Raw genomic sequence first — 21,859 nt, 5'->3', positions numbered from 1 at the left:
AACGAGGTGAAGGGAAACGTCAGGCCAGGCGTCGCGGTGCTGGAGACGTGGCGCCGAGCAGTTCGGCCAGCGTCTTCAGTCCCCGCTCCAACTCCTCGCGGGAGCCGGCCGCGGCCAGCGACACCCGCAGCGCATTGGGCGCCTGACCCGGACGGGCCGCGAACAGATGCGCGGGTCCGAGCAGCACGTCGCGCGCGGCGGCGGCTTCCACCAGCTCCGTGGCGCGGCGCTGTTCGGGGATGGGCATCCACAGGAAATACGCGCTGGGATGCGCCATATAGGGATGGCCCTTCAGCACCTTCGCCGCCAGGGATTGCCGGGCCGTGGCTTCGGCGCGCCGCGCGTCGCGCAGGGACTCGGCCGTGCCGTCCGTCACCCACTGCGTGGCCAGTTCATTCAGCAGGGGAGACCCCGACCAGACCGTCGCCGCGGCCGCGTGCTCCAGCGTCTGCCACGACGACCCCGGCGCCCGGATGTAGCCGACGCGCAGCGCGGGCAGCACCGCCTTGGACAGGCTCCCCAGGTGATAGGTCCGCTCGGGCGCCAGTGCGGCCAGGGGTGCCGGCGCCTTCGCCACGAGCGGGGCCAACGCGCCGTTTTCGATGACGGTGACGTCGAACTTCCGGCAGACCTCCACCAGCGCCTGCCTCCGCTTCAAGGGCATGACGACCGTGGTCGGGTTGTGGTTCGTGGGCGTGCAGTAGAGCACCCGCGCCTTGCTCCTCCGGCAGGCCTCCGCGAGCGCTTCGGGCACGAGCCCCTCCGCGTCGAGCGCCACCGGATGCGTGGGCAGCCGGAGCCACTCCGCGGCGGCGAGGACCCCGGGATAGGTAACGTCCTCCACCAGCAGTCCGTCCGCGTTCGCGAGCAGGGACAACACCATCAGGGTCGCGTGTTGGGCCCCGCTGCTCACGATGACGTTCTCGCGCGTGGCAGGAACACCCGCGAACTCCAACCAGCGGGCCCCCGCTGCCCGCTGGGCCTCCGTGCCCGCATGGGCCTGATAGCCACTGAGCGCGCCCAGGTCCGCGCGTTCGCTCAGCCGTTGAAGCGCGGCGGCGAACGCGAGGTGCCCCATATCGCCGGGGACGATGGGCACGGCCGTGGGCCCCAGGTCGATGCGCGTCCGGTCGAGCTGGGGCGAGTAGCGGTCTCCGTCCCGCAGGTTCTTCACGAACGTCCCGTTGCCCACCTGGCTCCAGATGAGTCCCCGCCGTTCCGCCTCGGCGTAGGCCCGGGTCACCGTTCCCAGAGACGTCCCCAGCGTGCTCGCGAGCTCCCGGTGCGTGGGCAGCCGGTCCCCTGCACGAAGCCGCCCCGCGCTGATGTCCGCCGCGAGCGCATCGACGAGCGCCCCGTACAGAGGGCCCTCGGACCGTTTCAGGCGCGGCTTCCAATTGGACTGGGACATGAGATGGATTGTACCATGACAATCCGGAGCGTGTACCAGGGCCCCTGATGGGCTTCCTCCACAAGAGGCTCTACACTTCCGTGAACCGCATACCGGTGGCGCCGGTGCGCTCCAGCGCCGTCTTGAGGTCCTCGGAGACGATCAGGACAATGGACCAACCCCAGGTTCGGAAGACCTTGGCCTGGCCCACCTTCGACTCGTCGATACGCATTCCTACGACGGAGGAGTACTGGCCTGCCTTCTCGGGCTGCTTGTGCTTGATGGGGTCCCAGTACTCCACTTCCACGGAGGCCTTGTCGTCGATGCAGCGGATCAACCGGGTGGCCACGAGCATGTTGAACTGTTCGGGTTGCCCCGGGATGTCCACCGCGAAGAGCTGGACGTCATTGGGAGCAAGCTCCGCGAACACAGTGGCCAGCTTGACGTGGAGGATGGGCGTACTTCCGATGCCTGCTTCGGAGTAGTCCAACGGCCTTCCAGGCTCGTCGATGGGAAACCGGAGGGAGCCGGGGGCCTGGATGGGCTTCCCCGCGCTGAACATCCAGGGGTCCTCGACCTCCACGGATTTTTCATCGACGGGATCACCCAGATACCAGCGCCCCGGTGCGTAAACGTCCTCTGACAATCTGAAGTAGCGGGCGGTCATGGTCGTGGCTCTCAGGGGCCCCGGGTCAGCAGCAGTGCCCAGCCCAGTCGATTCATGTCTGCTTCAGTCCTCCGTCAAGATGAGGCTCCTGTGCAGCACCTGCTCACTACACTTCCATGAAGTACATGCCGGTGGCGCCGGTGCGCTCCAGCGCCGTCTTCATCTCTTCTGAGACGATGAGGGCGATGGACCAGCCCCAGGTGCGAAAGACCTTGGCGTCGCCTACTTGCGATGGGTCGATGCGCATGCCGTACACGGAACGGTACTGACCGACCTTCTCCGGCCGGCCGTCCCCGGGTTCCCATCGCCGGGCTTCCTCCGATGCACGCTCATCAATGCAGCGGATCATCCGGGTCGCCACGAGCATGCTGAATTGTTCGGGTTGCCCCGGGATGTCCACCGGCAGGAGCTGGACGTCGTTGGGGGCCAGTTCCGCGAAGAGCGTGGCCAGCTTGACGTGGAGGATGGGCGCCTGCCCGATGCCTGCTGCGGAGAAGTGCAGGGGCTTCCCCGGCTCGTCGATGGGGATCCGCAGAGGAGTTTTCACTCGTACGGGCTCCCCGGCCCGGAAGATCCAGGGATCTTCGAGCTCCACTCCGTTCTCATCGACGGGGTCCCCCAGGTACCAACGGCCTGGAGCTTCCACATCCTCTGACAAGTCGAAGTAGCGCTTCACCATGGCCTGTTCCGTTAACGCCCCTGGGTGAGCAAGCGGTTGATTTCGGAGCCCTGGGTGACGGCTTCATCCGCCAGTACCCGCAGTTCCCTGGTCAGGGCTTCCCGGCATGCTTCCACACTGCGACAGCTAATGGTGGCTTCGTTCAAACGGCGATAGACACGCATGTGGTACGCCCTGGGATGCGGACCCCGGTGGCCTGCGACTTCGACGATGTTCTCCGGGTCCTTCAGCTCCATTCCGGCTCGCTTGAAGATGCGCCGGAACTGGGGTGTCCACGGCCCTCCATTCCTTGAAGATTTCTCATTGCGGATGGTGGCCAGGTGGTGACGCTGGGGCTTCCCGGACCGCGATGACATGGCCACCGCGTTGGGCGCCAGCGCGATGGTGAACCCCTCGGCCGTCATGGCCACGGAACGCACACCAGCGAGGGACACGAATTGGAGGCCTGCCTGCGTCTCCACCGCGACCGCCGCCTGTGCGGAGCCCGGCAGGGTGGGGGCCTTCATCGTGAGTCCCGCAGTGTTGCCAATCGCAGCAGTGGCCAGCATCACGAAGACACGCGCGGCATTCTTACCCATTACCGCTCCGTAGGCCTCGCCCGCGTCGCGCACCTGGGCGAACGTGGTGGCCTGGTCCACGTGGCGCATCAGCGTCACCCATCCGTCGAGGAGGGTCCACACGGTGTCCACGCCCAGGTATGCAATCGCAGTGGCGGTGATGAGAGCGGCCAGTCCCTTGGAGACAGGCTCCGGCATGGCCCACAACAGCAGGTACATCGTCACGGCGGATGTCATTGTGGCCATGACGGCCTGGGGGCTTGCCATGCCCGCCAGGGTTTCGGCCGTCTCGGTCCAGACGGAGTCCATCGCGATGGCCATCGCCAACGCATAACGACCGTCGCTGCCCAGCAAGGGGCCTTCCTCCAACAAGCGCAGACAGTCTCCCTGCTGCTTTCGCTTCTTGCCGCACCACTGCTGGTAACCGCGCGTCAGGTCGTCCGACGCATCCAGAAGCCGCAGTTCCCGTGCCTCTTCCTCGCCCAGTGGGATGATCTGCCGAGTGCGCTCCCGGAAGCCGAAGAGGCCGCTGCGCTCCGGCAGGCCGAACAGCTCTCGTGCTTGCCGCAACGGATGGGCGAAGGGCCGCACGTCCCTGGCAAGCGTACTCACTGCCGCCTTGAACTCGTCCTCCTCCAGTCGGGCCTCGGACGGGGAGGTCCCTTCCTCCTCCTGGGGCGTGACGACAATCCGTTCGCCGCCATCGACCTCCAGGCGCACAACCCGCGTCGTCGCGCAGCCCGACACGAGCAGCCCCAGCAGCAGTGCCCAGCCCAGTCGATTCATGTCTGCTTCAGTCCTCCGTCAAGATGAGGCTTCTGTGCAGCACCTGCTCACTACACTTCCGTGAAGTACATGCCGGTCGCGCCGGTGCGCTCCAGCGCGGTCTTGAGGTTCTCGGAGACGATGAGGGCCGCGTGGGTGCCCCAGGGACGGAAGATCTTCGCGTCACCCACCTTCGACTTGTCGATGCGCATGATGTCCACGGAGCGGTACTCACCGATTCGCTCCGGCTTGCCGTGCCGGGCCTCCCAGAATCGGACTCCTTCCGAAGCCTGCTCATCGATGCAGCGGATGACCCGGGTGGTGACAAGGATGACGTACTGGTCCGGGTGCTTGGGAATCGTGACCGGGATGAGTTGAACATCGTCCGCTGCATGTTCCAGTAGGACGTTGGCGAGCTTGATGTGGATGACAGGGGTCATCCCGACGGCAATCCAGGAGAAGTCCAACGGTCTGCCTGGCTCATCGACTGGAACGGTCAGCGACCCGTCGACCTGGACACGGGTCCCTTGGGTGAACATCCAGGGATCTTCTTCCTCCTGACGGAGATCATTCCTGGGCGTATCGAGAACCCAAATACCCTCCTGAACGTCCATCCCAAGGTCAAAGTAACGGGCAGCCATGGATTGCTAACGTCCTTTGGTAGCCGCGCATCAGGTCGTCCGACGCATCCAGAAGTCACAGCGCCCGTGCCTCTTCCTCGCCCGGTGCTCAGTCCTCCGTCAGCAGGAGGCTCCAGAGCAGCACCTTCTTCTTGCCGGGTGGCCGGTGCAGGCAGCGGAGCGGGCCGTCCTGGGACGCCACGAATACGATGGCTCCAGAGTGCTGGTTGGCGAAGACGGCCGCGGCCCGGTGGCGCGAGCCGTGCTGGTGGATGGGGTAGTGCGGCCCGGGACGCCCCTGGAGCGTTCGCGCTTCGAAGACCTGCGGCGGGCCGCTTCTCGGGAGCGCAATCTGATACCCCGCGCAGAGCACCTCCAGCTCCGGCCCCAGCACCAGCGCGTTGTCCACCGCCGTGAACTGCCCGATGCTCTCCACCAGCGCCTGGAAGTCGCTCTCCGTCGCCTTGTCGTCGTGCTCGGCGGCGGCCTTCTTCAACTCCGGATCCTCTTCCTCCTCCGCCGCCTTGCCGGCCTCCGCCTGCCAGGCGCCGTTGATGAGGTTCGCCCTCGCCTGCACGAAGCGCTGCAACCGCTGGCGCAACAGCGAGCCCTGCTCCGGCGGCAGGACGTACTTGCCTCGCGCCCGGAAGCGCTCCACGTCGTGCTGCTTGGGCAGGAACGCGATGAGCCCTCCGTGATGCAGGCCCGCCATCCTCCGGATGAGCCCCTGCACCGCGTTGGACACGTACCACTCGCGGTTGCCGCCCATCAGCGGCTGCACCTTGGGCAGGGACTCCACCAGCGTGGCGCACATCTCCATCAGCGCCGCGCGCACCGCGCTGTCCTCGTGGAAGAGCAGGTCGTGCAACGCCACGCGCCGGCCCGGCGGCACCGGCGCGCCCTGCTCGTAGCGGAACACCTCTCGCCCCTGCGTGCTCACCACCAGGTGGCCCGGCTCCGGCGCGTGCAGGATGAAGACGTCCTCCTCGCCCTCGGCGTGGAACTCCGTGTACTCCACCCGGCGCGCCAGCCCCTGGATGCGCAGCTTGCCGTCTCGCGGCCCCACCACCACTGCCGTGCGCGGCAGGTTCGCCGCGGGCGCCAGCTTCACCAGCGCCTCCACGCTGAAGTCGGTGATGCTCGACTTGGCCTCCAGCGGCAGCGTCTCCCACGCCTGCCGCTTGCCCTTCTGTCCGCCGATGTAGACCGTCTCTCGCACCGCCTGCAGGCCCTGCAACCCCTGCGCGTGATAGGCGATGCGCACGCGCGTGGCCTCGCCCTCCTCGCGGCCCAGGCTCGCGAAGAACACCGTGTCCGCCAGCACGACCAGCAGCTTCAGCGTCGGCTCGGCGAGCGGCGTCTTGGCGAACTGCCGGAGCCACCCGCGCAGGGCTTCTCCGGGATATTGCAGGCCGGGTTCATCCATCGGGCGGGCAGCATAATCACGGCGCCGTGTTTCCCGGTGGAAGTCGCTCGCGCGCCGCGATGCGGCGTTGGGTTCCCACCGTGCGCCCGGCCTGTAGCACCGACGTCACGACAGTCGCCGCCACGAAGGGTTGTCGCCACCCGGACGCGCTCCTAGGGTTTCCCTCTTCCCCCTGGAGACCTTCCTGATGCACTCGCGTTGCCTGACCGCCGCCCTGCTCGCCCTCGCGCTGCCGCTGTCCGCCAGCGCGGCGCCCGCCGCCGCGCGCACGTCGTCTTCCAGGGCGGCACGGTGCTGGATGGCTCCGGGGGGCAGCCGCTGGAGGGGGGCTCCGTGGTGGTGCGCGACGGGAAGATTGTTTCCGTGGGGCTCGCCATCAACGTCAAGGTGCCCAAGGGCGCGGAGGTCATCGACTTCAAGGGCCAGACGCTCCTGCCCGGCCTCATCTCCGACCACAGCCACGTGGGCCAGACGTCCGATACCACCACGGGCTCCCAGAACTACACGCGGGAGAACGTCGAGAAGCAGCTGCGCCAGTTCGCCGCGTATGGCGTCACCACCGTGACGGCGCTCGGGATGAACCGGCCGCTGTTCAACGAACTGCGCAAGGAGGCCCACGCGGACTCCTTCTCTGGCGCGGACCTCTTCGGCGCGGGGCAGGGCATTGGCGTGCCGGAGGGCGGGCCTCCCCAGGCGATGACGAACAGCGCGCCGGATCAGCTCTTCCGCCCCACCACGGTGGAGGAGGCCCGCGCCGCCGTGCGCACGCTGGCGAAGAACCGCGTGGACCTGGTGAAGGTCTGGGTGGACACGTTCCTGGGCAAGCTCCCGAAGATGAAGCCGGACATCTACAAGGCCGTCATCGACGAGTCCCACAAGCAGGGCCTGCGCGTCGCCGCCCACATCCACGACCTGGAGGACGCGAAGGCCGTGGTGGACGCGGGCGTGGACATCATCGCCCACGGCGTCCGCGACCAGCCCGTGGACGCGGCCTTCGGCACGGACTCCGGCACCACCCCGCTGCGCATCCCCGGCTACGCGGAGCACCGCGAGCTGAACATCACCGGCGTGTGGCGCCAGGGGCACAAGGTGGCGGGGAAGCTCACCGGGGCTCCCGCGCACTGAGCCGGCGCTTCATTCTTCAATCGGCGGCTGGAGCGTGCCGAAGTGCTCCAGCCCCTGGTCCAGCGCGGAGCGCACCGCGTGGAGCAGGGCGCCGTCAGACAGTCGCCGCACCAGGACCATGCGGGTCGCCACGTAGGACGGCGCGCCTCCCAGCCGTGCCTCCAGCGCCTCCAGGGTGAGCACGGTGAGGACGAAGGTGCGTCCGTCGCGCAGCCGCACCACCAGGTTCCGGGAGCCCTCGAAGTGCAGCGCCGGGTTCTCCGCCACCAGCAGGGAGGCGATCCGCTCGTCCTCCGTATCGATGGACCGCAGTCCTGACCGTTCGCGCGTCGAGCGTCGCATGGCGGGGACGATGGGGACCCCCACCCGGGCCTACAACCCCTGCCCCTGGGAGGGCCGCGTCGCCGGACAGCCTCCGGCCCCGCGGGCCAGGGTGGCGGGCAGGGGAGCGCTGACGTCGCACAAGACGAACGCCCCGTGCCGGGTGTATGGCCCAGGCCGCCCATGCCCGCCGAGCCGTCCATCCTGTCCACCTGGGGCCTTCCCGGGATGTTCTTCGTCGCCATGCTGGCGGGCTCCGTGGTGCCGGTGCCCTCCGAGGCGATGCTCGCCGCCCTCATCTACAACGGCACGCCGCCGGTGATGGCCACCGTGGTGGCCACCGTGGGGAACGTGCTGGGCGCGGTGACGCTCTACATCCTGGGGCAGTGGGTGTCGCGCGGCGGAGGCGGGGCCGTGGGCCGCTGGGTGTCGCGCCGCCGGGAGAAGGAAGGCCCGCGCATGGCGCGCGTGGAGGCGAACCTGCGCACCTGGGGCGCTCCCGCCCTGCTCATGTCGTGGCTGCCCATCCTGGGCGACGCGTTCGTGCTCGCGGGCGGCTTCGTGGGCGTGCGCCCCTTTCCCTTCGTCGTCTTCGTCACCCTGGGCAAGGGTCTGCGCTACGCCTTTGTCGCGCTGTCCACCACGGCAGCCATGTAACAATGCGTAACATTGCGCGTCCCTGGCGGGGGGGATGCGCCGCTCACGAAACGTTTCAAGGAATGTGACGGATAAACGGCGGTGGCGTCGTGTACGCGGAATACTGCGTCCGCGGCGCTGCCGTGACGTCCCTGACCCTCTACGGCTCCTGGGTTCTCCGGGAGCAGGATGAAACATCGTGAGCCTGAAACAAGACCTCTTCCGGCGGCCTGCCGCCTCCTGGCGTACGTGGTCCTTCACGCTGGTGTGCGCGGCGCTCAGCGCGTGCGGTGGCTCCGTGGAGGCGGACGCGGAGGAGACGGCGCCGGAGCTCGTCGCGCGTGAGGACTCGCTGGCGAACGTGAGGCTGCGCCTGATGGCCGCCAACCTGAGCAGCGGCAATGGGCAGGACTACAACCCGGGCCACGGCCTCCGCATCTTCCAGGGCACGGACGCGGACGTCGTGATGATTCAGGAATTCAACTACCAGACGGACTCCGCGGCGGACATCCGCGCCTTCGTGGACACGGCCTTCGGCACGGGCTTCTCGTACTACCGCGAGGCCGGTGCGCAGATTCCGAACGGCATCATCAGCCGCTACCCCATCATCGCCGCCGGCGAGTGGGACGACACGCAGGTGTCCAACCGCGACTTCGCGTGGGCGCGCATCGACATCCCGGGGCCCAAGGACCTGTGGGCCATCAGCGTGCACCTGCTGACCACCAGCTCCAGCGTCCGCAACACGGAAGCGAACAACCTGGTGAAGTTCATCAACGCCAACGTGCCCGCCAGCGACTACCTGGTCATCGGTGGTGACTTCAACACCGGCAGCCGCAGCGAGGCGACCTTCAGCACCTTCTCCAGCGTGGTGTCCACGGCGTCGCCGTACCCGGCGGACAAGAATGGCAACACCAACACCAACGCGGGCCGCAGCTCGCCGTACGACCACGTGCTGGTGGACAACGACCTGCGCGCCTACCAGACGTCGGTGGTGATGGGCTCCAGCACCTTCGCCAACGGCCTGGTGGTGGACACGCGCGTGTACTCGCCCCTGTCCGACATCTCCCCGGCGCTGTCGGGCGACAGCGGCGCGTCCGGCATGCAGCACATGGGCGTCATCAAGGACTTCCTCATCCCGGGGGACGGCGTGACGTCCTCCTCCGTGACGGTGCTGTCGCCCAACGGCGGTGAGAGCTGGACGGCCGGCTCTGCGCGCACCATCACCTGGACGGCGTCCGGCGTCTCCAACGTGAAGGTGGAGTACTCGCTGAACGGCTCCACGTGGACGACCATCACGTCCAGCACGGGCGCGTCCTCCGGCAGCGTGGCGTGGACGGTGCCCTCCAGCGCCAGCACCACCGCATGGGTGCGCGTGAGCGACGCGAGCAACGCCACCGTCACCGACCTGTCCAACGCGGCCTTCACCATCACCACGGGCGGCACCGGCGGCACGGGCAACGTGTTCATCAACGAGGTGCTCATCAACGAGCCGGGCTCGGACGTGAACGGCGAGTTCGTGGAGCTGGTGAACAGCGGCACGGCGGCGGTGGACCTGAGCGGCTGGACGGTGTCGGACGGCACGGCCGTGCGTCACACCTTCGCCAGCGGCACCTCGGTGGCGGCGGGCAAGGCGGTGGTGGTGTTCGGCGGTGCGTCCGGCATCCCGTCCGGCACGCCAGGTGCGGTGGCCGCGTCCACGGGCCAGCTGAACCTGGGCAACAGCGGTGACACCGTCACGGTGAAGAACAGCGCGGGCACCGTGGTGAGCACGGCCACGTTCGCCTCGTCGCTCGCGGGCACGGACGGCGTGTCCGCCAACCGCAGCCCGGACGCGTCCTCCACGGCCAGCTTCGTGCTGCACACGGGCGTGTCCAGCCTGACGAGCTCTCCTGGCAAGAGCGCCAGCGGCGCCGCGTTCTAGTCCTGAACACCGCTCCTCCGGACGACGCGGGTCCGGAGGAGCGACCTGGGAGAGTGTGCCCCCGGAACGTCCTGCTTCCGGACGCGAGGAGCCCTCCCATCATGCTGAAGGTCCATCACCTCTCCGAATCCCGCTCGCAGCGCATCCTCTGGCTCCTGGAGGAGTTGGGGCTCGACTACGAGGTCGTCCGCTACGAGCGTGACCCGAAGACGGGGTTCGCTCCGCCGGAGCTCAAGGCCGTCCACCCGCTGGGCAAGTCGCCGCTGGTGGAGGACGACGGCCGGGTGCTGGCGGAGTCCGGCGCCATCATCGAATCGCTGATCCGCAAGCATGGCCAGGGCCGGTTGTCGCCCGCGCCGGAGGACCTGGACCGCTACACGCACTTCCTGCACTACGCGGAAGGCTCCGCGATGCTGCCCATCGTGCAGCTGCTCTACGTGAAGCGGCTGGGCGACGCCGCGGCGCCCATCAAGCCGCGCATCGACTCCGAGCTGAAGAACCACCTGGACTACCTGGAGGGGGTGCTTCAGGGCCGTGAGTACCTGGTGGGCAACGGGCTGACGGGCGCGGACATCCAGCTGAGCTTCGTGCTGGAGGCCGCGAAGTCCTTCCGTTTGCTGGCGGCGCTGCCGAACCTCACGGCCTACCTCGACCGGCTCCATGCGCGCCCCGCGTACCAGCGGGCCCTGGAGCGGGGCGGGCCGTACAAGATGGGCCGCTGAAAAGACGACGGGCCGCCCCTGAGTACACCGGGACGGCCCGCGACCTGTCCGACTGTCGGACTAGTTTCGCGTCGCCGCGCGCAGACGGGGCGGCACGTGGGGCCCGAAGTCAGGCGGCTCCTCCGACCGGAGGTACTTGGGAGCGCGCTTCAGCGGGGCGATGCCCATCCAACGGTTGAGGTTGGCCTTCGCCTCCGCCTGCTGGGCCGCCGGGAGCTGGCTGATGCGCGCGCCGTGGTTCCCGCCCTCCACCGTGTACAGGTAGGAGTCCTGCGAATTGCCCAGCACGTAGGCCGCCGCCGTCCACGGATCGTAGCTGCCGTAGATGAACATCAGGCGCTGTCCCTGGGAGGAAACCCAGTCCTGGATGTCCGGCATGGCCTCGGGACGGAACACGAACGGGATGCCCGGCGGCGAGTACACCTCGCCGGTGTCGGTGTCCGGGAAGTGGATGAGCGCGCCCAGGTGCTTCTCATAGGGCTGGGGCCAGCCCAGCTCCGCCGCGGCCTGGTAGTAGTAGGCGGCGTACGGGGTGATGCCTGAGTCCGCGAACGACCCCATGCCCACCGCGTAGTCCATCGCGTCGAACAGCTCCTGGTCCGTGGCGGTGGCGGTGGGGATGTTCCGGTTGCAGTTCGCCGCGGAGTCGTACTGCCAGAAGGCGAAGTAGGTCTCGATGGCGGCGTGCTCCAGCACCAGCTCCCGGCCCAGCTGCGAGTACGTCAGATTGTTGCTCGCGGCGTAGGCGTCCACGAGGGAGAGCATCTGGCTCCGGCGCGAGAGCACTTCACGCTGGAAGGCCCACAGCCGCTCGCGGCAGGCCAGCTGCGCGTCGCCGCCCACGGTGTCCTGGAACGTCACGAAGCGCTCGTCGTTGCGCAGGGCGATGGGCGCCACGTACGCCACGGTGGCGTCCACGTCGTCCGGGTGGAAGCGGCGGAAGAACACCACCGTCTCGCCGCCCTTGCTGCCGCCGGTGGACACCCACTTGCCGGTGTAGATGGGCTTGAGCGCCTGGACGATGCGGTGGAAGTCATCCGCGGACTGACGGATGGTGAGGTGGCTCCAGTCCGCGGGCGACGGGATGCTCGGCGGGAAGAAGCGGTGCTCGACGGCGACCTGGTTGGCGGACAGGAGCTGCGTGGGCTCCGAGCGGCCGGTGCCGGGGGAGACGTTGTAGCCGCTGGTGGAGAGCACCATCGGGCTGGCGTCCGCCTTGTGCATCAGCGTCAAGCGCTGCTCGAAGCGCTGACACTCCGGGTGGGCGTGGTCCGACGGCTGGTTGTATCGCAGGACGAAGTGCCGGTAGCCCGCGGGGACACTGCCGCCGGTCCGGTCCTGGTCCACGATGAGGCCTGGGATGGCCTCCAACCGGGTCCGGATGTCCAACGACGTGTTCTGGATGACGCTCAGGTCCGGTGGCGTGTCGACCCAGCCGCTCGGGGTGCACGCCACCACGCCGCCGTCCGTGCCCGCATCGGCCTCCGTGCCCGCATCGCTCTCCGTGCCCGCATCGGAGCCCGCGTCCACGTCCGTGCCTGCATCGGAGCCCGCGTCCACGTCCGTGCCCGCATCGGAGCCCGCGTCCACGTCCGTGCCCGCATCGGAGCCCGCGTCCACGTCCGTGCCCGCATCGGAGCCCGCGTCCACGTCCGTGCCCGCATCGGAGCCCGCGTCCACGTCCGTGCCCGCATCGGAGCCCGCGTCCACGTCCGTGCCCGCATCGGAGCCCGCGTCCGCGCCCGCATCGGGGCCCGCGTCCGAGCCGCCGTCCACGGTCTGGGTGCCGCTGTCGGGACGCGGCTCGTTCGGTTCGTCATCGCCACAGGCGACCGGTCCCCCCAGCAGCATGAGCAGGGGGACGAGCGACGCCCAGTGGGCCAGGCGCGACGGCTTGGAGGGCTGGGAGAACAGGTAGGGCTTCATCGGTCCGCGTTCCTCGGCGACCGTGCTCGCCGGGCGTGTCCCGGCGAGCGACGGTGCTCGAGCGCGGATTCCAGCCTCAAGGCCGCTGCATGTTCAAGGGGGCCGCCCCCGTGAGGTCCTCCACGCTGTCGTAGAGGAGCTGCCCGACGTAGTTGAAGTTGTGGGCCCAGGCGCCGGGGTCCTTCTTGCTCAGCTGGTAGTTGTGGGCGGCCTTCACGAGCGCCGGCGTGAACGGCGCGAACGCGTTGGCGGAGACGGACTCGGTGGCGCTGCAGGTCCCGTTCTTGTCCGTGTCCTTGAAGAAGTACGGATTGACGTCGCCGTTGTAGCAGAGGCCGTTGTTCGTCACCCCGCGCATGGCGGTCAGCAGGCGTGCGGCCATGCCCTCCACCTCCGCCTCCAGGGGCTCCGCGGTGTTCCCGTCGCCGTCGTAGTCCGACAGGTGGACGAGCCGGATCTGCTCCGCCGAGCTCTGGTCCGCGTGGCACGTCTCACAGCGCTCGTTCCACGCGTCCTGGATTCGGAAGGTGTGGTTGCTCTTGCCCGGGACATGGCAGCTGGTGCACTGCACCCCGCCCATGTGCGTGAGCCGGCCCGCGTAGGTCTTGTTGGGGTACTCGTAGCCGATCCGCGCCAGCGTTCCTTCGCGCGTCCCCGCGGCCGGCAGGTAGTGCACGTTCTGGAAGCGCGGCGTGCCTCCCGCGCTCAGCGCCGTGTCGATGGTGGCCTTGGACGCGCGGCCGATGTGGCAGTTGGCGCAGAGGTTGTCCTGGCCCGGCAGGTTCACCGTCTTGCCGTCCGGCAGCCACGTCTGGGCGGGGACGAAGACGTCGTAGTCCGGTTCGAAGTTCTCGTGGCAGGTGGAGCACTCCAGGCCGTTGGCGGTCTCCGGCACCAGCTGCCCGACCCCGTACTGGACGAAGAAGCGGTAGCCCTGCGCGCCGCTATGGCAGCGCGAGCAGCTGGCCTGGACGGTCTCGCTCGAGTCCCAGTTGCGCGCCGCCTTGCTGGCGCCGTTGAAGTGGCCTGGATCGTTGCGCACCAGCAGCGACGTGTCGAAGGGCACGCTCAGCGCCGTGTTCAACGACTGGGTCGAGTCATGCAGCAACTGGATGATGTACTTCGCGTTGTGCGCGAACGCGCCCGGGTCCACCCGGGACAGCTGGTAGTTGTACGCCGCCTTCTGCAAGCGGGGCGTCCAGCCGGCGAACGCGTTGGTGGCGGTGGCTTCGGCTGGATTGCAGGTCCCGTCTCCGTTGGTGTCCCGGAACCAGTAGGGGTGGGCGTTGCCGTAGCAGAGGGGCCGGGCCCGCTCCGCGCCGTACCGCTGGATGGCGGCGAGCAGCCGGTCCCGGAGGCCCTGGATCTCGTAGTAGATGCCCTCGGTGCGGTTGTGGTCCCCGTCGTAGTCCTGATTGCGCGAGGCAATCTGCCGGATGTCCCAGGCCTTCGTGACGTCGGTCACGCCGGGGTGGCAGGTGGCACAGGCATCCCAGCGGACCCGCGTGGTGTGCGGGTCATGGCACTCGTTGCACTTGTCGAAGCTGGGGACGTGGCGGAAGCGCGAGTCGTAGACCTGCTCCGCGTACTGATAGCCGCCCGCGGCCTGACTGGCGAAGAGCGTCGCGCCCGCGGGGTAGTAATGGATGTTGGTGAAGCCCAGGGCGGGCGAGGCGGTGTCCTCGCCCACCACGCCCGCGTCCGCGACCTGCGCGTCGATGTCCCTGCCCGCGGCGCGCCCCTGGTGACACACCACGCACCTCGCCTCCGGGCCCAGGCCGGTGACCTGCTTGCCCGAGGGGAAGGTGATTGCGGTCAGGCTGGAGGCGGCGCTGTCGTGGCACGTCTCGCAGCGGACCACGGACTGCGTCGGTGCGGGTGCGTCCACCCTGCCAGGGGCGGACCCGTCACCGCCCAGGAAGTCGATGTAGCCCTCCGAGCTGTGGCACCGCGCGCAGCTGGCGGGGACGAGGCCGTCCTCGTTCCAGTGGGAGAAGGCCTCGGCGGTGGTGTCCGCGTGCGGAGAGCCTGACCAGGCGAGGTAGTAGGGCACCTGGTTGGGGTCGACTCCGCCGTCGCCCGCGAGGCCTCCCATCACCACCACCACATGGCGCGCCTCCAGCCTGGAGCTCGCGCCGGTGACCTTGATGGTGGTCTCTCCCGCGCCCACGCCCGTCACCTGCCCGGAGTCGTCCACGGTCGCGATGGCCGGGGCCTCGCTCTCCCAGTGGTATCCGTCGTCGGTGGCCTCGCGCGTGGTGACCGTGAGCTGGATCGCCTGTCCCACGAGCACCGAATGCGGGCCGTCGGTGACGAGCTCCGGGTGGGGCGTCTCCAGTTTGGCGCAGGCGCTCAGCGCGCAGGTCAGGAGCAGCGGTCCAGCCAGGAGCAGGAGGGGTCGTCTCATGGGGGACTCCTCGGGAAGAAAGTGCGTCATGGTTGAGCGCCTCCGGAGATCCACGCGAGGAGGGTCTGGTACTCCGGGGTGCCCTCCCCATAGACGGCCCCGCCGCCGTGGCCCGCGCCGGAGGACTTGCGCAGCAGCCGGCTGGCGGAGGGATTGGAGGTGTCCGTGAGGGAGATGGCCGCCGCGTAGTCCGCGTCGGCATCGCCCGTCAGCAGGAAGGAGGTGCTGCCAGCGGCGCCCCCGCTGCGATGGCAGCTCTGGCATCCGGTGGTGAGGAGCGGATGGACGTCGCTCGCGAAGGACACGGCGCCTCCTCCGTCCCCTTTGCCACCGCCGTCGGTGGGGAGCGCACCGGCGTCGGCGGCGACGGGGCCACGCTCGAAGTCAGCGCAGCCAACTGCCAGCGCGAACATCGCGGTGAGGACCGCGGCCCGTGTCTGGATGCGGGAGTCAGAACTCATACGCCACCACCAGCCGGGTGAAGTCGTCCGGCGTTTCGTCTGTCTTTTCCAGGTTCCAGAACTGGAAGAGGCCTGCGCTCAAGCCCCGCCACCGCGCGACCACGCCCACGTTGTGGCCGGAGGCGTCCTCCCGGGTGAGCGCGTTCGAGTCCAGGATGAGGCCCCGCCGGTTTCCGAAGGTGCGCAGCCCCTGCCGGTACTGGAGGTAGAGCCAGTCCGTGGGGTGGTAGCGCAGCTGGAGGTAGCTGGCGAAGTGGTAGTAGTCCGCGCCCGGCCCGCCGTAGCCCTCCGCCTCGCCTCCGGAGACATCCGCGCGCAGCAGCCCGGCGCCCAGCGAGAAGTGCTCCAGCACCGGAAGCCCGCGCGGACGCCACACCGCCACGTCCAGCGCCTGGAGGAACAGGCGGCGCCCGAACCCCAGCGAATTGAAGTAGGGCGAGTACCACACGTTGATGGGGCCCCAGGAGCCGCCAAGCCTCGCCCCGACGCCCAGGCGGGTGTCCTCCAGCGGTGCCAGGTCCGACTGGAGGTTGAGCACCGCGTCCGCGCGCTTCAGCCGGTAGCCGGAGATGACATAGGCGTCGCCGGAGAAGGCGATGGGCCCCATGCGGCGCTCCACGTTCACCGTCAGCCCTTCGCGGGCGAACACCACCGGAATCACCCGCTGGTCGAAGCCCGCGAGCCCTCCGTAGCTGTGGTGGAAGAGCGGATCCGCGCCGAAGGGCACCAGGATCTTGCCCCCCTTGGCGAACACCTTCACCGGCCAGGACGCCCCGTTGATCCGGTAGCCCACCTCCCAGAACTGGAGCGAAAGCATCTCCAGGGTGAGGGTCACCGGATCCTCGGCGGACTGTCGCGTCAGGAAGAGGAAGTGGTGGTAGCTGCGCAGCGCGCTCTCGCCCTCCGACTTGAAGGGGTGGTCGTTGTAGTTGACGCGCTCGTAGTTGAGGTCGAAGCGTCCGTTCAGGCTCAGCGAGCCGAGGACCGGGAAGGTCCCCAGCGGCACGCCGCCGTGAGGGCCCGTCGGCGCGTGCGGGCTGGCCGGGGTGGACGGCGGTGCCGGGGGAGCCACGGCCGTCCCGGGCTGGGTGGGCACGGGCGGAGCGGTGGCCACTGCGGTGTTCGCGGGGGCCGGTGCGGTCGTCCCCAACGCGCCCGCGTCAATCCACCGGGCCAGGAGCGACAGCTGCGCGCTGCCCGGCTCCCACACCGCGCCGCCCGGGTGCGAGTCGCCCTTCGCGCGCTGGTACAGGATGCTGCTGGCGGCAGTGCCAGGCACCACCAGGGGCTCCACCGAACGCAGGTGCTGCTCCGGATCCGCGTGGGTCACGTAGCGGCTGGCGCCAGCCATCCCGTCCGAGGCATGACAGCTGGAGCAGTCCGCCAGCAGGGCCTCGTGCACCTGGGGGGCGAAGCGCGGCGCGGCCGAGGCGTCCCCGGAAGGCGGGCCGGCGCTCGCGGACGCGGATGGCGCCGGGTTGGAGACGGAGGGCGTGGCAGTGACGGGCGCGGTGGGCGCTGGACTGGAAACAGGAGGCGCGGCCGCAGGCACGCTGTCGTGGGAGGGATGCGGAGCGCCAGGGCTGGCCGCGGTCGTGCCGCCGCGTGCCTTGCCGGGCGGGGCGCCTCCTTCAATCCACCGCAGGATCGTCGCGTACTCCGCCGACTCCACCGCGAAGACCTTCTTGCCTCCGTGAAGCGTGGTGCCGGTGCCCTTCTTGAGCAGCGGGCTCTGGGCGGCGGTGGCGGGCTGCACGAAGCGCAGCGTGGCCTCGTAGTCCGCCGGCTCGCCCCGGAGCACCCAGCGGGACCGGGACGCCATTCCCTCCGGGCCGTGGCAGGACCCGCACTCCTTCTCCAGGATGGGCCGCACGTCCTCCGCGAAGCCCGGCACGCGGGGCCGGTTCGCGCTGGCGGGCGTCCGCGCGGTGGGCGCTGACGTGGGCCTGGCGGCCTCCGTGGGAGACGGCGTTCCCGCGTCGGGCGCAGCCTGCGCGGGGGGCGGCTTGATTCCCAGCCGCTCCTGGAGCTGCCGCCGCTTCTCCTCCTGCGACTGCGCTCGCGCGGGGCCTGGGACGGACAGCACCAGCGCGCAGGCGAACAGCGTCCAGGTGCCCAGGTCAGCGACGCGCATGGCACGCCTCGCATTCCATGGTGCGCCAGGCCCTGGCGGCCTGTCCGTCATGGCAGCGCCCGCAGTAGCGGCCCTCTCGCATGTCCTGATGCGTGAAGCCCAGCCGGGCCTGCGGGAACGTGCCGGGGTGGCAGCTGTAGCAATACATGGAGCCATGCCCCCAATGGGAGAACAGCGCCGGAGCGGGCGCGGCGCGCTCCTTGAGCGGAGGCAGCCGGACGTCCTGCGGTGAGTTCACGGCGAAGATGGGAGTCGTGAACAGGAGGAGGGCGACGAGCCCCACCCGCCACCGTCCCCCGCGAAGGAGGACGGACGCGGACGGCCCCGAGGCGTCGGACGCGGAGCGCCTCATAGGGCCTTTTGCTCCTTCAAGATCTTCCAGACCGTGACGCCGTAGAGCAGGACCCCCAGCAGGACCAGAGGGACGCCCACGGCCGTGGAGATGACGAAGGTCAAGGGCGTCCAATAGAGGAGGGCGAACAGTTGGATGAGCAGCCCCGCCAGGACGAAGAGGGCCGCCACGCGGATGCGCTTGTCGTGGCTCATGGACGCGGCCGCTCCGGCAGCCAGAAGTTCTGGGCCTTCACGCCCTCCAGGTCGTGCGCGAGGTCATGGCAGCTCAGGCACGAGCGGGCCCCGCTCTGGAGCTCCGCCTGGAGCTCCCGGTGCGGCCCGGCCTCCAGGTAGCCGCGCGCATCGTTGTGGCAGTGGAGGCAGTTGTAATTGGGATACGGCTGGTAGAGCCGGGGCTCCGGGGGGATGGTCCCGAAGTAGTGGACCCAGACGTGCCTCAGGCCGTTGAGCTTGGCCTTCGCGTCCCCGAAGAGCGCGTAGTCCGTGTGGCAGGAGAAGCAGGTGGAGTCGCGGTTGATGAGCCGCTTCTGGTAGTGGACCGCGGCCAGGGCGTTGGGGTTGTCCACGAACAGGCTCTGCCCGTAGCGCTCCATCTCGTGGCAACCCATGCAGAACTGGGTCTGGCTCGATTCGCGCACGCCCACCGCGACCCCGGCACCGCTGACGGCCAGCGGGAGGATGGCCAGTCCTCCGAGCAGCACCAGGCGTCCCAGCCCGTTCGCGGTGAGGTGGCCAGCGGCATGGGCAATCATCCCCACGAGCACGGCCACCGCGCTGACAATCACAATCATGAGGGTGGGCAGTGGAGCCTCCATGGAGTCTGGGTCGTGACAACCGTGCAGTGAGGCGATTCAGGAGCGCTGGGGGACCCGGAGGGCCGCCGCAACGGCGTCTCGCGCTACCGGGAGGGCTCCCCGGCGGAGGGCGGAAGGGGGATGGGCTCCACCTGCGCTGTCTGCCCGTCCACGCGCAGGTCCAGGGACTGCTGGCCCGCCGGCGAGGAGTACCGCAGCCACCAGGACGCCTCCCCTTGCTTCGCCATCACCAGCTCCAGGGCCTGGTCCTGGCTCCGCGCGAACGCGGCCCCCAGCCTCACCGCCTCCTGATAGCCCACGGTGAGCGCCACCGAGGTGGGAGGTGGAGGCAGCGGGGGCGAGGGATCCGCACGCGTCTGCATCGAGGACCCCGCGCACCCCGCGGCGCTGAGGGCGACGAGCAGGACGGCGCGGCGCAGGGAGAGCGAAGAGGTCATGGTCGCTGGCTCGAACGGAGGGGAGGAATGAAACCTGTCCGGCCTTCGACACTGCATGCCCCGTACCGGAGTGGACTCGTGCCCTCCGTGGAGGTGGGCCCGGGCGCGGGTGCGCATCCCTCCTGGGTGTCCCGGCGCAAACCTTGCGCGAGCCGGCGGCATCCCGCGCATTCCTTGCGGCGCGCGGAACCCTGCCTGCCCCGGCCGCACACTCTGTCTGGCCGTGAGGGGGGCGGCGGCGCGCGGCTTGAGTCCACCCCGCGCGCGGGGTAGCCACGTCCCGTCACGTCTCCCTGGAGCCCTCCATGAAGCCCCTGCTGCTGGCCGCGGTCCTCGCCGCCGCGCCCGCCACCCCGCAGAAGTCCCCGGCGCCTGACGCCGGCCTCACGCAGGCCGCGCAGCCCTCCCTCACCGTGCCCGGAGGGAAGTTCCTCCGCGCCCGCTCCGGCAACACCGCCGTGGCCCAGATGTTCGCGCCGGGCATCGCGGAGCTGTCACTGGCGGAGAAGCGCGTGGCGTGGTCCCTGACGCTCGCGGCGCACGCGGGCGAGGACATCGCGTTGGATCAGCTCGGCTGGAAGCTGGTGCCGACGAAGCAGCTGCTGGAGGGCGTCTGGCTCTTCGGCCGCGACGCGCAGAGCTCCGCGTCCGGCTTCGACGCGAAGCTGGCGGACTACCTGCTGCGCTTCTACGGACACGGCGGCAACCACGACAGCACCACCGGCCAGAAGTTCGTCCCGGCCTTCACCGCGGAGCAGCTCGCGGCCGGCGCTTCCCGCGCACTCAAGGCCGGCGCGCCCTGGACGGTGAAGGACGACGCCGCGCTCCAGGCCTGGCTCCAGGAGCTGACGCCCACCCTCTTCGACGCGGCCTTCGAGGCGCAGCTCACCTCCAAGGCCCCGCCGCCGGGACAGGACCTCCTCACCGCGTCCTCCAACACGGCCTATGGCCCCGGCGTGACGGAGAAGGACCTGGTGGGCTTCAAGGAGAAGTACCCGCTCAACTCGCGCGTGGTGAAGCAGGACGGCAAGCTGGTGGAGCAGGTGTTCCGCGCGGGCACGCCGGACGGCAAGGTGAAGCCGGGGCTGTACGCGAAGGAGCTCTCGCGCGTCATCGCGCACCTCCAGGAGGCGATGAAGTCCGCCGAGCCCGCGCACAAGGCCGCGCTGGGCAAGCTGGTGCGCTACTTCCAGACGGGCAGCCCCAAGGACTGGGACGCGTACAACATCGCGTGGCTCAAGGTGGACCCGAAGGTGGACGCCAACCTGGGCTTCATCGAGACGTACGTCGACCCGCGCGGCCACAAGGGACAGTGGGAAGGGCTGGTCAACTACCGCGACACGGCGGAGAACCAGATCATGGTGCTCATGGGCCAGAAGGCCCAGTACTTCGAGGACCGGTTGCCCTGGCCGCAGAAGTACCGCCGCAAGAAGGTCTCGCCGCCGGTGGCCAAGGCCATCAACCTCATCACGTCCAACCCGGAGCCGCCCGCGGGCATCAACCTGCCCAACGAGCAGCACATCCGGGAGAAGTACGGCAGCAAGAGCGTGATGATCACCAACGTCATGGACGCCGCCTCCGCCGTGACGCGGCTGCCCCTGGCGCTGGAGTTCTCCCGCACGGCGGAGGACCGCGAGCAGGCTCAGAAGTACTCCGTCACCGCGCGCAAGTGGCTGGTGGCCTTCCACGAAGTGCTGGGCCACGCCTCCGGCCAGGTGGATCCGAAGTTGAAGGGCCAGTCCCCGTCCGTCTTCCTCAAGGAGTACGACAACACGCTGGAGGAGGCGCGCGCGGACCTGGTCGCGCTGTGGCACGCGTTCGACCCGGCGCTCGCGGAGCTGTCGCCGGACCACGAGGCCATCGCCCGGCAGATGTACCGGGACTTCCTGGTGGAGGGGCTCACCAACCTGCGCCGCGTGGAGACGGGCAACGCCTTCGAGGAGGACCACCAGCGCGGCCACCACATGACGGTGACGTTCCTGGAGGAGAAGGGCGCGGTGAAGCAGGTGACGGAGAATGGCCGCACGTACCTGGTGATTCCGGATTACGCGAAGATGCGCGAGGCCGTGGGCGAGCTGCTCTCCAAGCTGATGGTCATCAAGGCCACCGGCGACTACGAGGGCATCCGCGCGCTGGTGCAGGAGAAGGGCATCCACTTCGACCCGAAGCTGCGCGACGAGGTCGCCCGCCGGGTGAAGGCCGTGGACGTGCCCACGGTGCTGCTGCTCAATTCGCCGCGCGTGGTGCCGGTGCTGGACGCGAAGGGGGCGGTGGTGGACCTGAAGGAGGACACCACCCAGGCCTTCGTGGATCAGCACCTGGAGCGCAGCCTGCTGGGCCGGCTGTCCCCCGCGGAGGCCAGCCGTGTCGCCGCGCAGGTGGCGGGCTCGCCGGACGGGGTGCGCGAGGCCTTCAGGGAACTGGGGCCGGAAACGGCTCCGGCGCCGACCCCCGCGAAGAAGGGTGCGGCGCCGGTGAAGTCCACGCCCTGAGCGG

General features: G+C 69.3%; 20 protein-coding genes. 5 read left to right on the top strand and 15 right to left on the bottom strand.

Annotation, left to right across the window (positions count from 1 at the left end; genetic code table 11):
• Window positions 1-19 precede the first annotated feature (19 nt).
• The 6 genes from GTZ93_RS33265 to GTZ93_RS33240 all read right to left on the bottom strand — a co-directional run bounded on the left by GTZ93_RS33265 (window position 20) and on the right by GTZ93_RS33240 (window position 6,104).
• Window positions 20-1,411 carry an aminotransferase-like domain-containing protein gene (locus GTZ93_RS33265; protein WP_139916207.1) on the bottom strand — a complete coding sequence of 464 codons (1,392 nt, stop codon included), beginning with the start codon at window positions 1,409-1,411 and terminating at the stop codon, window positions 20-22.
• 70 nt (window positions 1,412-1,481) lie between these two features.
• Window positions 1,482-2,057: an imm11 family protein gene (locus GTZ93_RS33260; RefSeq protein ID WP_139916208.1), complete on the bottom strand. Its 576-nt coding sequence runs from the start codon at window positions 2,055-2,057 to the stop codon at window positions 1,482-1,484.
• Window positions 2,058-2,163: 106 nt separating this feature from the next.
• On the bottom strand, window positions 2,164-2,736 hold the full coding sequence (locus tag GTZ93_RS33255; RefSeq protein ID WP_139916209.1) for an imm11 family protein: 573 nt from the start codon (window positions 2,734-2,736) through the stop codon (window positions 2,164-2,166).
• An 11-nt stretch (window positions 2,737-2,747) separates the two neighbouring features.
• Window positions 2,748-4,079, bottom strand: a complete 1,332-nt coding sequence (locus GTZ93_RS33250) for an AHH domain-containing protein (RefSeq protein WP_139916210.1) — start codon at window positions 4,077-4,079, stop codon at window positions 2,748-2,750.
• A gap of 50 nt (window positions 4,080-4,129) precedes the next feature.
• Window positions 4,130-4,498 carry an imm11 family protein gene (locus tag GTZ93_RS43335; RefSeq protein ID WP_306464178.1) on the bottom strand — a complete coding sequence of 123 codons (369 nt, stop codon included), beginning with the start codon at window positions 4,496-4,498 and terminating at the stop codon, window positions 4,130-4,132.
• Between the two features lie 289 nt (window positions 4,499-4,787).
• Window positions 4,788-6,104, bottom strand: a complete 1,317-nt coding sequence (locus GTZ93_RS33240) for a putative sensor domain DACNV-containing protein (protein WP_139916212.1) — start codon at window positions 6,102-6,104, stop codon at window positions 4,788-4,790.
• A 198-nt stretch (window positions 6,105-6,302) separates the two neighbouring features.
• Here GTZ93_RS33240 and GTZ93_RS33235 point away from each other — a divergent pair, with 198 nt between their 5' ends.
• Window positions 6,303-7,229 carry an amidohydrolase family protein gene (locus tag GTZ93_RS33235; protein WP_139916213.1) on the top strand — a complete coding sequence of 309 codons (927 nt, stop codon included), beginning with the start codon at window positions 6,303-6,305 and terminating at the stop codon, window positions 7,227-7,229.
• A 9-nt stretch (window positions 7,230-7,238) separates the two neighbouring features.
• On the opposite strand, the gene GTZ93_RS33230 is transcribed toward GTZ93_RS33235, so the two are convergent.
• On the bottom strand, window positions 7,239-7,571 hold the full coding sequence (locus GTZ93_RS33230) for a hypothetical protein (protein WP_120576096.1): 333 nt from the start codon (window positions 7,569-7,571) through the stop codon (window positions 7,239-7,241).
• Between the two features lie 162 nt (window positions 7,572-7,733).
• Here GTZ93_RS33230 and GTZ93_RS33225 point away from each other — a divergent pair, with 162 nt between their 5' ends.
• The 3 genes from GTZ93_RS33225 to GTZ93_RS33215 all read left to right on the top strand — a co-directional run bounded on the left by GTZ93_RS33225 (window position 7,734) and on the right by GTZ93_RS33215 (window position 10,829).
• On the top strand, window positions 7,734-8,207 hold the full coding sequence (locus GTZ93_RS33225; protein ID WP_120599380.1) for a YqaA family protein: 474 nt from the start codon (window positions 7,734-7,736) through the stop codon (window positions 8,205-8,207).
• Between the two features lie 178 nt (window positions 8,208-8,385).
• Window positions 8,386-10,107, top strand: a complete 1,722-nt coding sequence (locus tag GTZ93_RS33220) for a lamin tail domain-containing protein (protein WP_139916214.1) — start codon at window positions 8,386-8,388, stop codon at window positions 10,105-10,107.
• A gap of 101 nt (window positions 10,108-10,208) precedes the next feature.
• Window positions 10,209-10,829 (top strand): glutathione S-transferase family protein, encoded by a 621-nt coding sequence (locus tag GTZ93_RS33215; protein ID WP_120576119.1) that lies wholly within the window; start codon window positions 10,209-10,211, stop codon window positions 10,827-10,829.
• A gap of 60 nt (window positions 10,830-10,889) precedes the next feature.
• Here GTZ93_RS33215 and GTZ93_RS33210 read toward each other — a convergent pair whose 3' ends face one another.
• The 8 genes from GTZ93_RS33210 to GTZ93_RS33175 all read right to left on the bottom strand — a co-directional run bounded on the left by GTZ93_RS33210 (window position 10,890) and on the right by GTZ93_RS33175 (window position 19,363).
• Complete coding sequence (locus GTZ93_RS33210; protein WP_261778931.1) at window positions 10,890-12,755, bottom strand: S28 family serine protease; 1,866 nt, start codon at window positions 12,753-12,755, stop codon at window positions 10,890-10,892.
• Between the two features lie 76 nt (window positions 12,756-12,831).
• Window positions 12,832-15,162 carry an Ig-like domain-containing protein gene (locus GTZ93_RS33205; RefSeq protein WP_161663208.1) on the bottom strand — a complete coding sequence of 777 codons (2,331 nt, stop codon included), beginning with the start codon at window positions 15,160-15,162 and terminating at the stop codon, window positions 12,832-12,834.
• A gap of 26 nt (window positions 15,163-15,188) precedes the next feature.
• On the bottom strand, window positions 15,189-15,623 hold the full coding sequence (locus GTZ93_RS33200; protein WP_161663207.1) for a hypothetical protein: 435 nt from the start codon (window positions 15,621-15,623) through the stop codon (window positions 15,189-15,191).
• Window positions 15,613-17,757: a hypothetical protein gene (locus tag GTZ93_RS33195; RefSeq protein WP_161663206.1), complete on the bottom strand. Its 2,145-nt coding sequence runs from the start codon at window positions 17,755-17,757 to the stop codon at window positions 15,613-15,615. The genes GTZ93_RS33200 and GTZ93_RS33195 overlap by 11 nt, the downstream gene beginning before the upstream one ends.
• On the bottom strand, window positions 17,744-18,109 hold the full coding sequence (locus tag GTZ93_RS33190) for a c(7)-type cytochrome triheme domain-containing protein (protein ID WP_120576091.1): 366 nt from the start codon (window positions 18,107-18,109) through the stop codon (window positions 17,744-17,746). Before GTZ93_RS33190 ends, GTZ93_RS33195 begins: the two co-directional genes overlap by 14 nt.
• Window positions 18,106-18,303 carry a hypothetical protein gene (locus GTZ93_RS33185; RefSeq protein ID WP_139916217.1) on the bottom strand — a complete coding sequence of 66 codons (198 nt, stop codon included), beginning with the start codon at window positions 18,301-18,303 and terminating at the stop codon, window positions 18,106-18,108. Before GTZ93_RS33185 ends, GTZ93_RS33190 begins: the two co-directional genes overlap by 4 nt.
• Window positions 18,300-18,902: a NapC/NirT family cytochrome c gene (locus GTZ93_RS33180; RefSeq protein ID WP_158629083.1), complete on the bottom strand. Its 603-nt coding sequence runs from the start codon at window positions 18,900-18,902 to the stop codon at window positions 18,300-18,302. Before GTZ93_RS33180 ends, GTZ93_RS33185 begins: the two co-directional genes overlap by 4 nt.
• A 107-nt stretch (window positions 18,903-19,009) precedes the next feature.
• Window positions 19,010-19,363 (bottom strand): hypothetical protein, encoded by a 354-nt coding sequence (locus tag GTZ93_RS33175; protein WP_139916218.1) that lies wholly within the window; start codon window positions 19,361-19,363, stop codon window positions 19,010-19,012.
• Between the two features lie 305 nt (window positions 19,364-19,668).
• Between GTZ93_RS33175 and GTZ93_RS33170 the strand changes: the two genes are divergently transcribed.
• Window positions 19,669-21,855 carry a dipeptidyl-peptidase 3 family protein gene (locus GTZ93_RS33170; RefSeq protein ID WP_139916219.1) on the top strand — a complete coding sequence of 729 codons (2,187 nt, stop codon included), beginning with the start codon at window positions 19,669-19,671 and terminating at the stop codon, window positions 21,853-21,855.
• Window positions 21,856-21,859 lie beyond the last annotated feature (4 nt).

Origin of the sequence: Corallococcus exiguus, from assembly GCF_009909105.1 — a bacterium.
Taxonomy (GTDB): Bacteria; Myxococcota; Myxococcia; order Myxococcales; family Myxococcaceae; genus Corallococcus; species Corallococcus exiguus.
This window is presented reverse-complemented; position numbering and strand designations above follow the sequence as displayed.

Coding starts and splice junctions, on each gene's coding strand:
- GTZ93_RS33265 (WP_139916207.1), bottom strand. CDS start 1,411: ATGTCCCAGTCCAATTGGAAGCCGCGCCTGAAACGGTCCGAGGGCCCT.
- GTZ93_RS33260 (WP_139916208.1), bottom strand. CDS start 2,057: ATGACCGCCCGCTACTTCAGATTGTCAGAGGACGTTTACGCACCGGGG.
- GTZ93_RS33255 (WP_139916209.1), bottom strand. CDS start 2,736: ATGGTGAAGCGCTACTTCGACTTGTCAGAGGATGTGGAAGCTCCAGGC.
- GTZ93_RS33250 (WP_139916210.1), bottom strand. CDS start 4,079: ATGAATCGACTGGGCTGGGCACTGCTGCTGGGGCTGCTCGTGTCGGGC.
- GTZ93_RS43335 (WP_306464178.1), bottom strand. CDS start 4,498: ATGACCCCTGTCATCCACATCAAGCTCGCCAACGTCCTACTGGAACAT.
- GTZ93_RS33240 (WP_139916212.1), bottom strand. CDS start 6,104: ATGGATGAACCCGGCCTGCAATATCCCGGAGAAGCCCTGCGCGGGTGG.
- GTZ93_RS33230 (WP_120576096.1), bottom strand. CDS start 7,571: ATGCGACGCTCGACGCGCGAACGGTCAGGACTGCGGTCCATCGATACG.
- GTZ93_RS33225 (WP_120599380.1), top strand. CDS start 7,734: ATGCCCGCCGAGCCGTCCATCCTGTCCACCTGGGGCCTTCCCGGGATG.
- GTZ93_RS33215 (WP_120576119.1), top strand. CDS start 10,209: ATGCTGAAGGTCCATCACCTCTCCGAATCCCGCTCGCAGCGCATCCTC.
- GTZ93_RS33210 (WP_261778931.1), bottom strand. CDS start 12,755: ATGAAGCCCTACCTGTTCTCCCAGCCCTCCAAGCCGTCGCGCCTGGCC.
- GTZ93_RS33205 (WP_161663208.1), bottom strand. CDS start 15,162: ATGAGACGACCCCTCCTGCTCCTGGCTGGACCGCTGCTCCTGACCTGC.
- GTZ93_RS33200 (WP_161663207.1), bottom strand. CDS start 15,623: ATGAGTTCTGACTCCCGCATCCAGACACGGGCCGCGGTCCTCACCGCG.
- GTZ93_RS33195 (WP_161663206.1), bottom strand. CDS start 17,757: ATGCGCGTCGCTGACCTGGGCACCTGGACGCTGTTCGCCTGCGCGCTG.
- GTZ93_RS33190 (WP_120576091.1), bottom strand. CDS start 18,109: ATGAGGCGCTCCGCGTCCGACGCCTCGGGGCCGTCCGCGTCCGTCCTC.
- GTZ93_RS33185 (WP_139916217.1), bottom strand. CDS start 18,303: ATGAGCCACGACAAGCGCATCCGCGTGGCGGCCCTCTTCGTCCTGGCG.
- GTZ93_RS33180 (WP_158629083.1), bottom strand. CDS start 18,902: ATGATTGTGATTGTCAGCGCGGTGGCCGTGCTCGTGGGGATGATTGCC.
- GTZ93_RS33175 (WP_139916218.1), bottom strand. CDS start 19,363: ATGACCTCTTCGCTCTCCCTGCGCCGCGCCGTCCTGCTCGTCGCCCTC.
- GTZ93_RS33170 (WP_139916219.1), top strand. CDS start 19,669: ATGAAGCCCCTGCTGCTGGCCGCGGTCCTCGCCGCCGCGCCCGCCACC.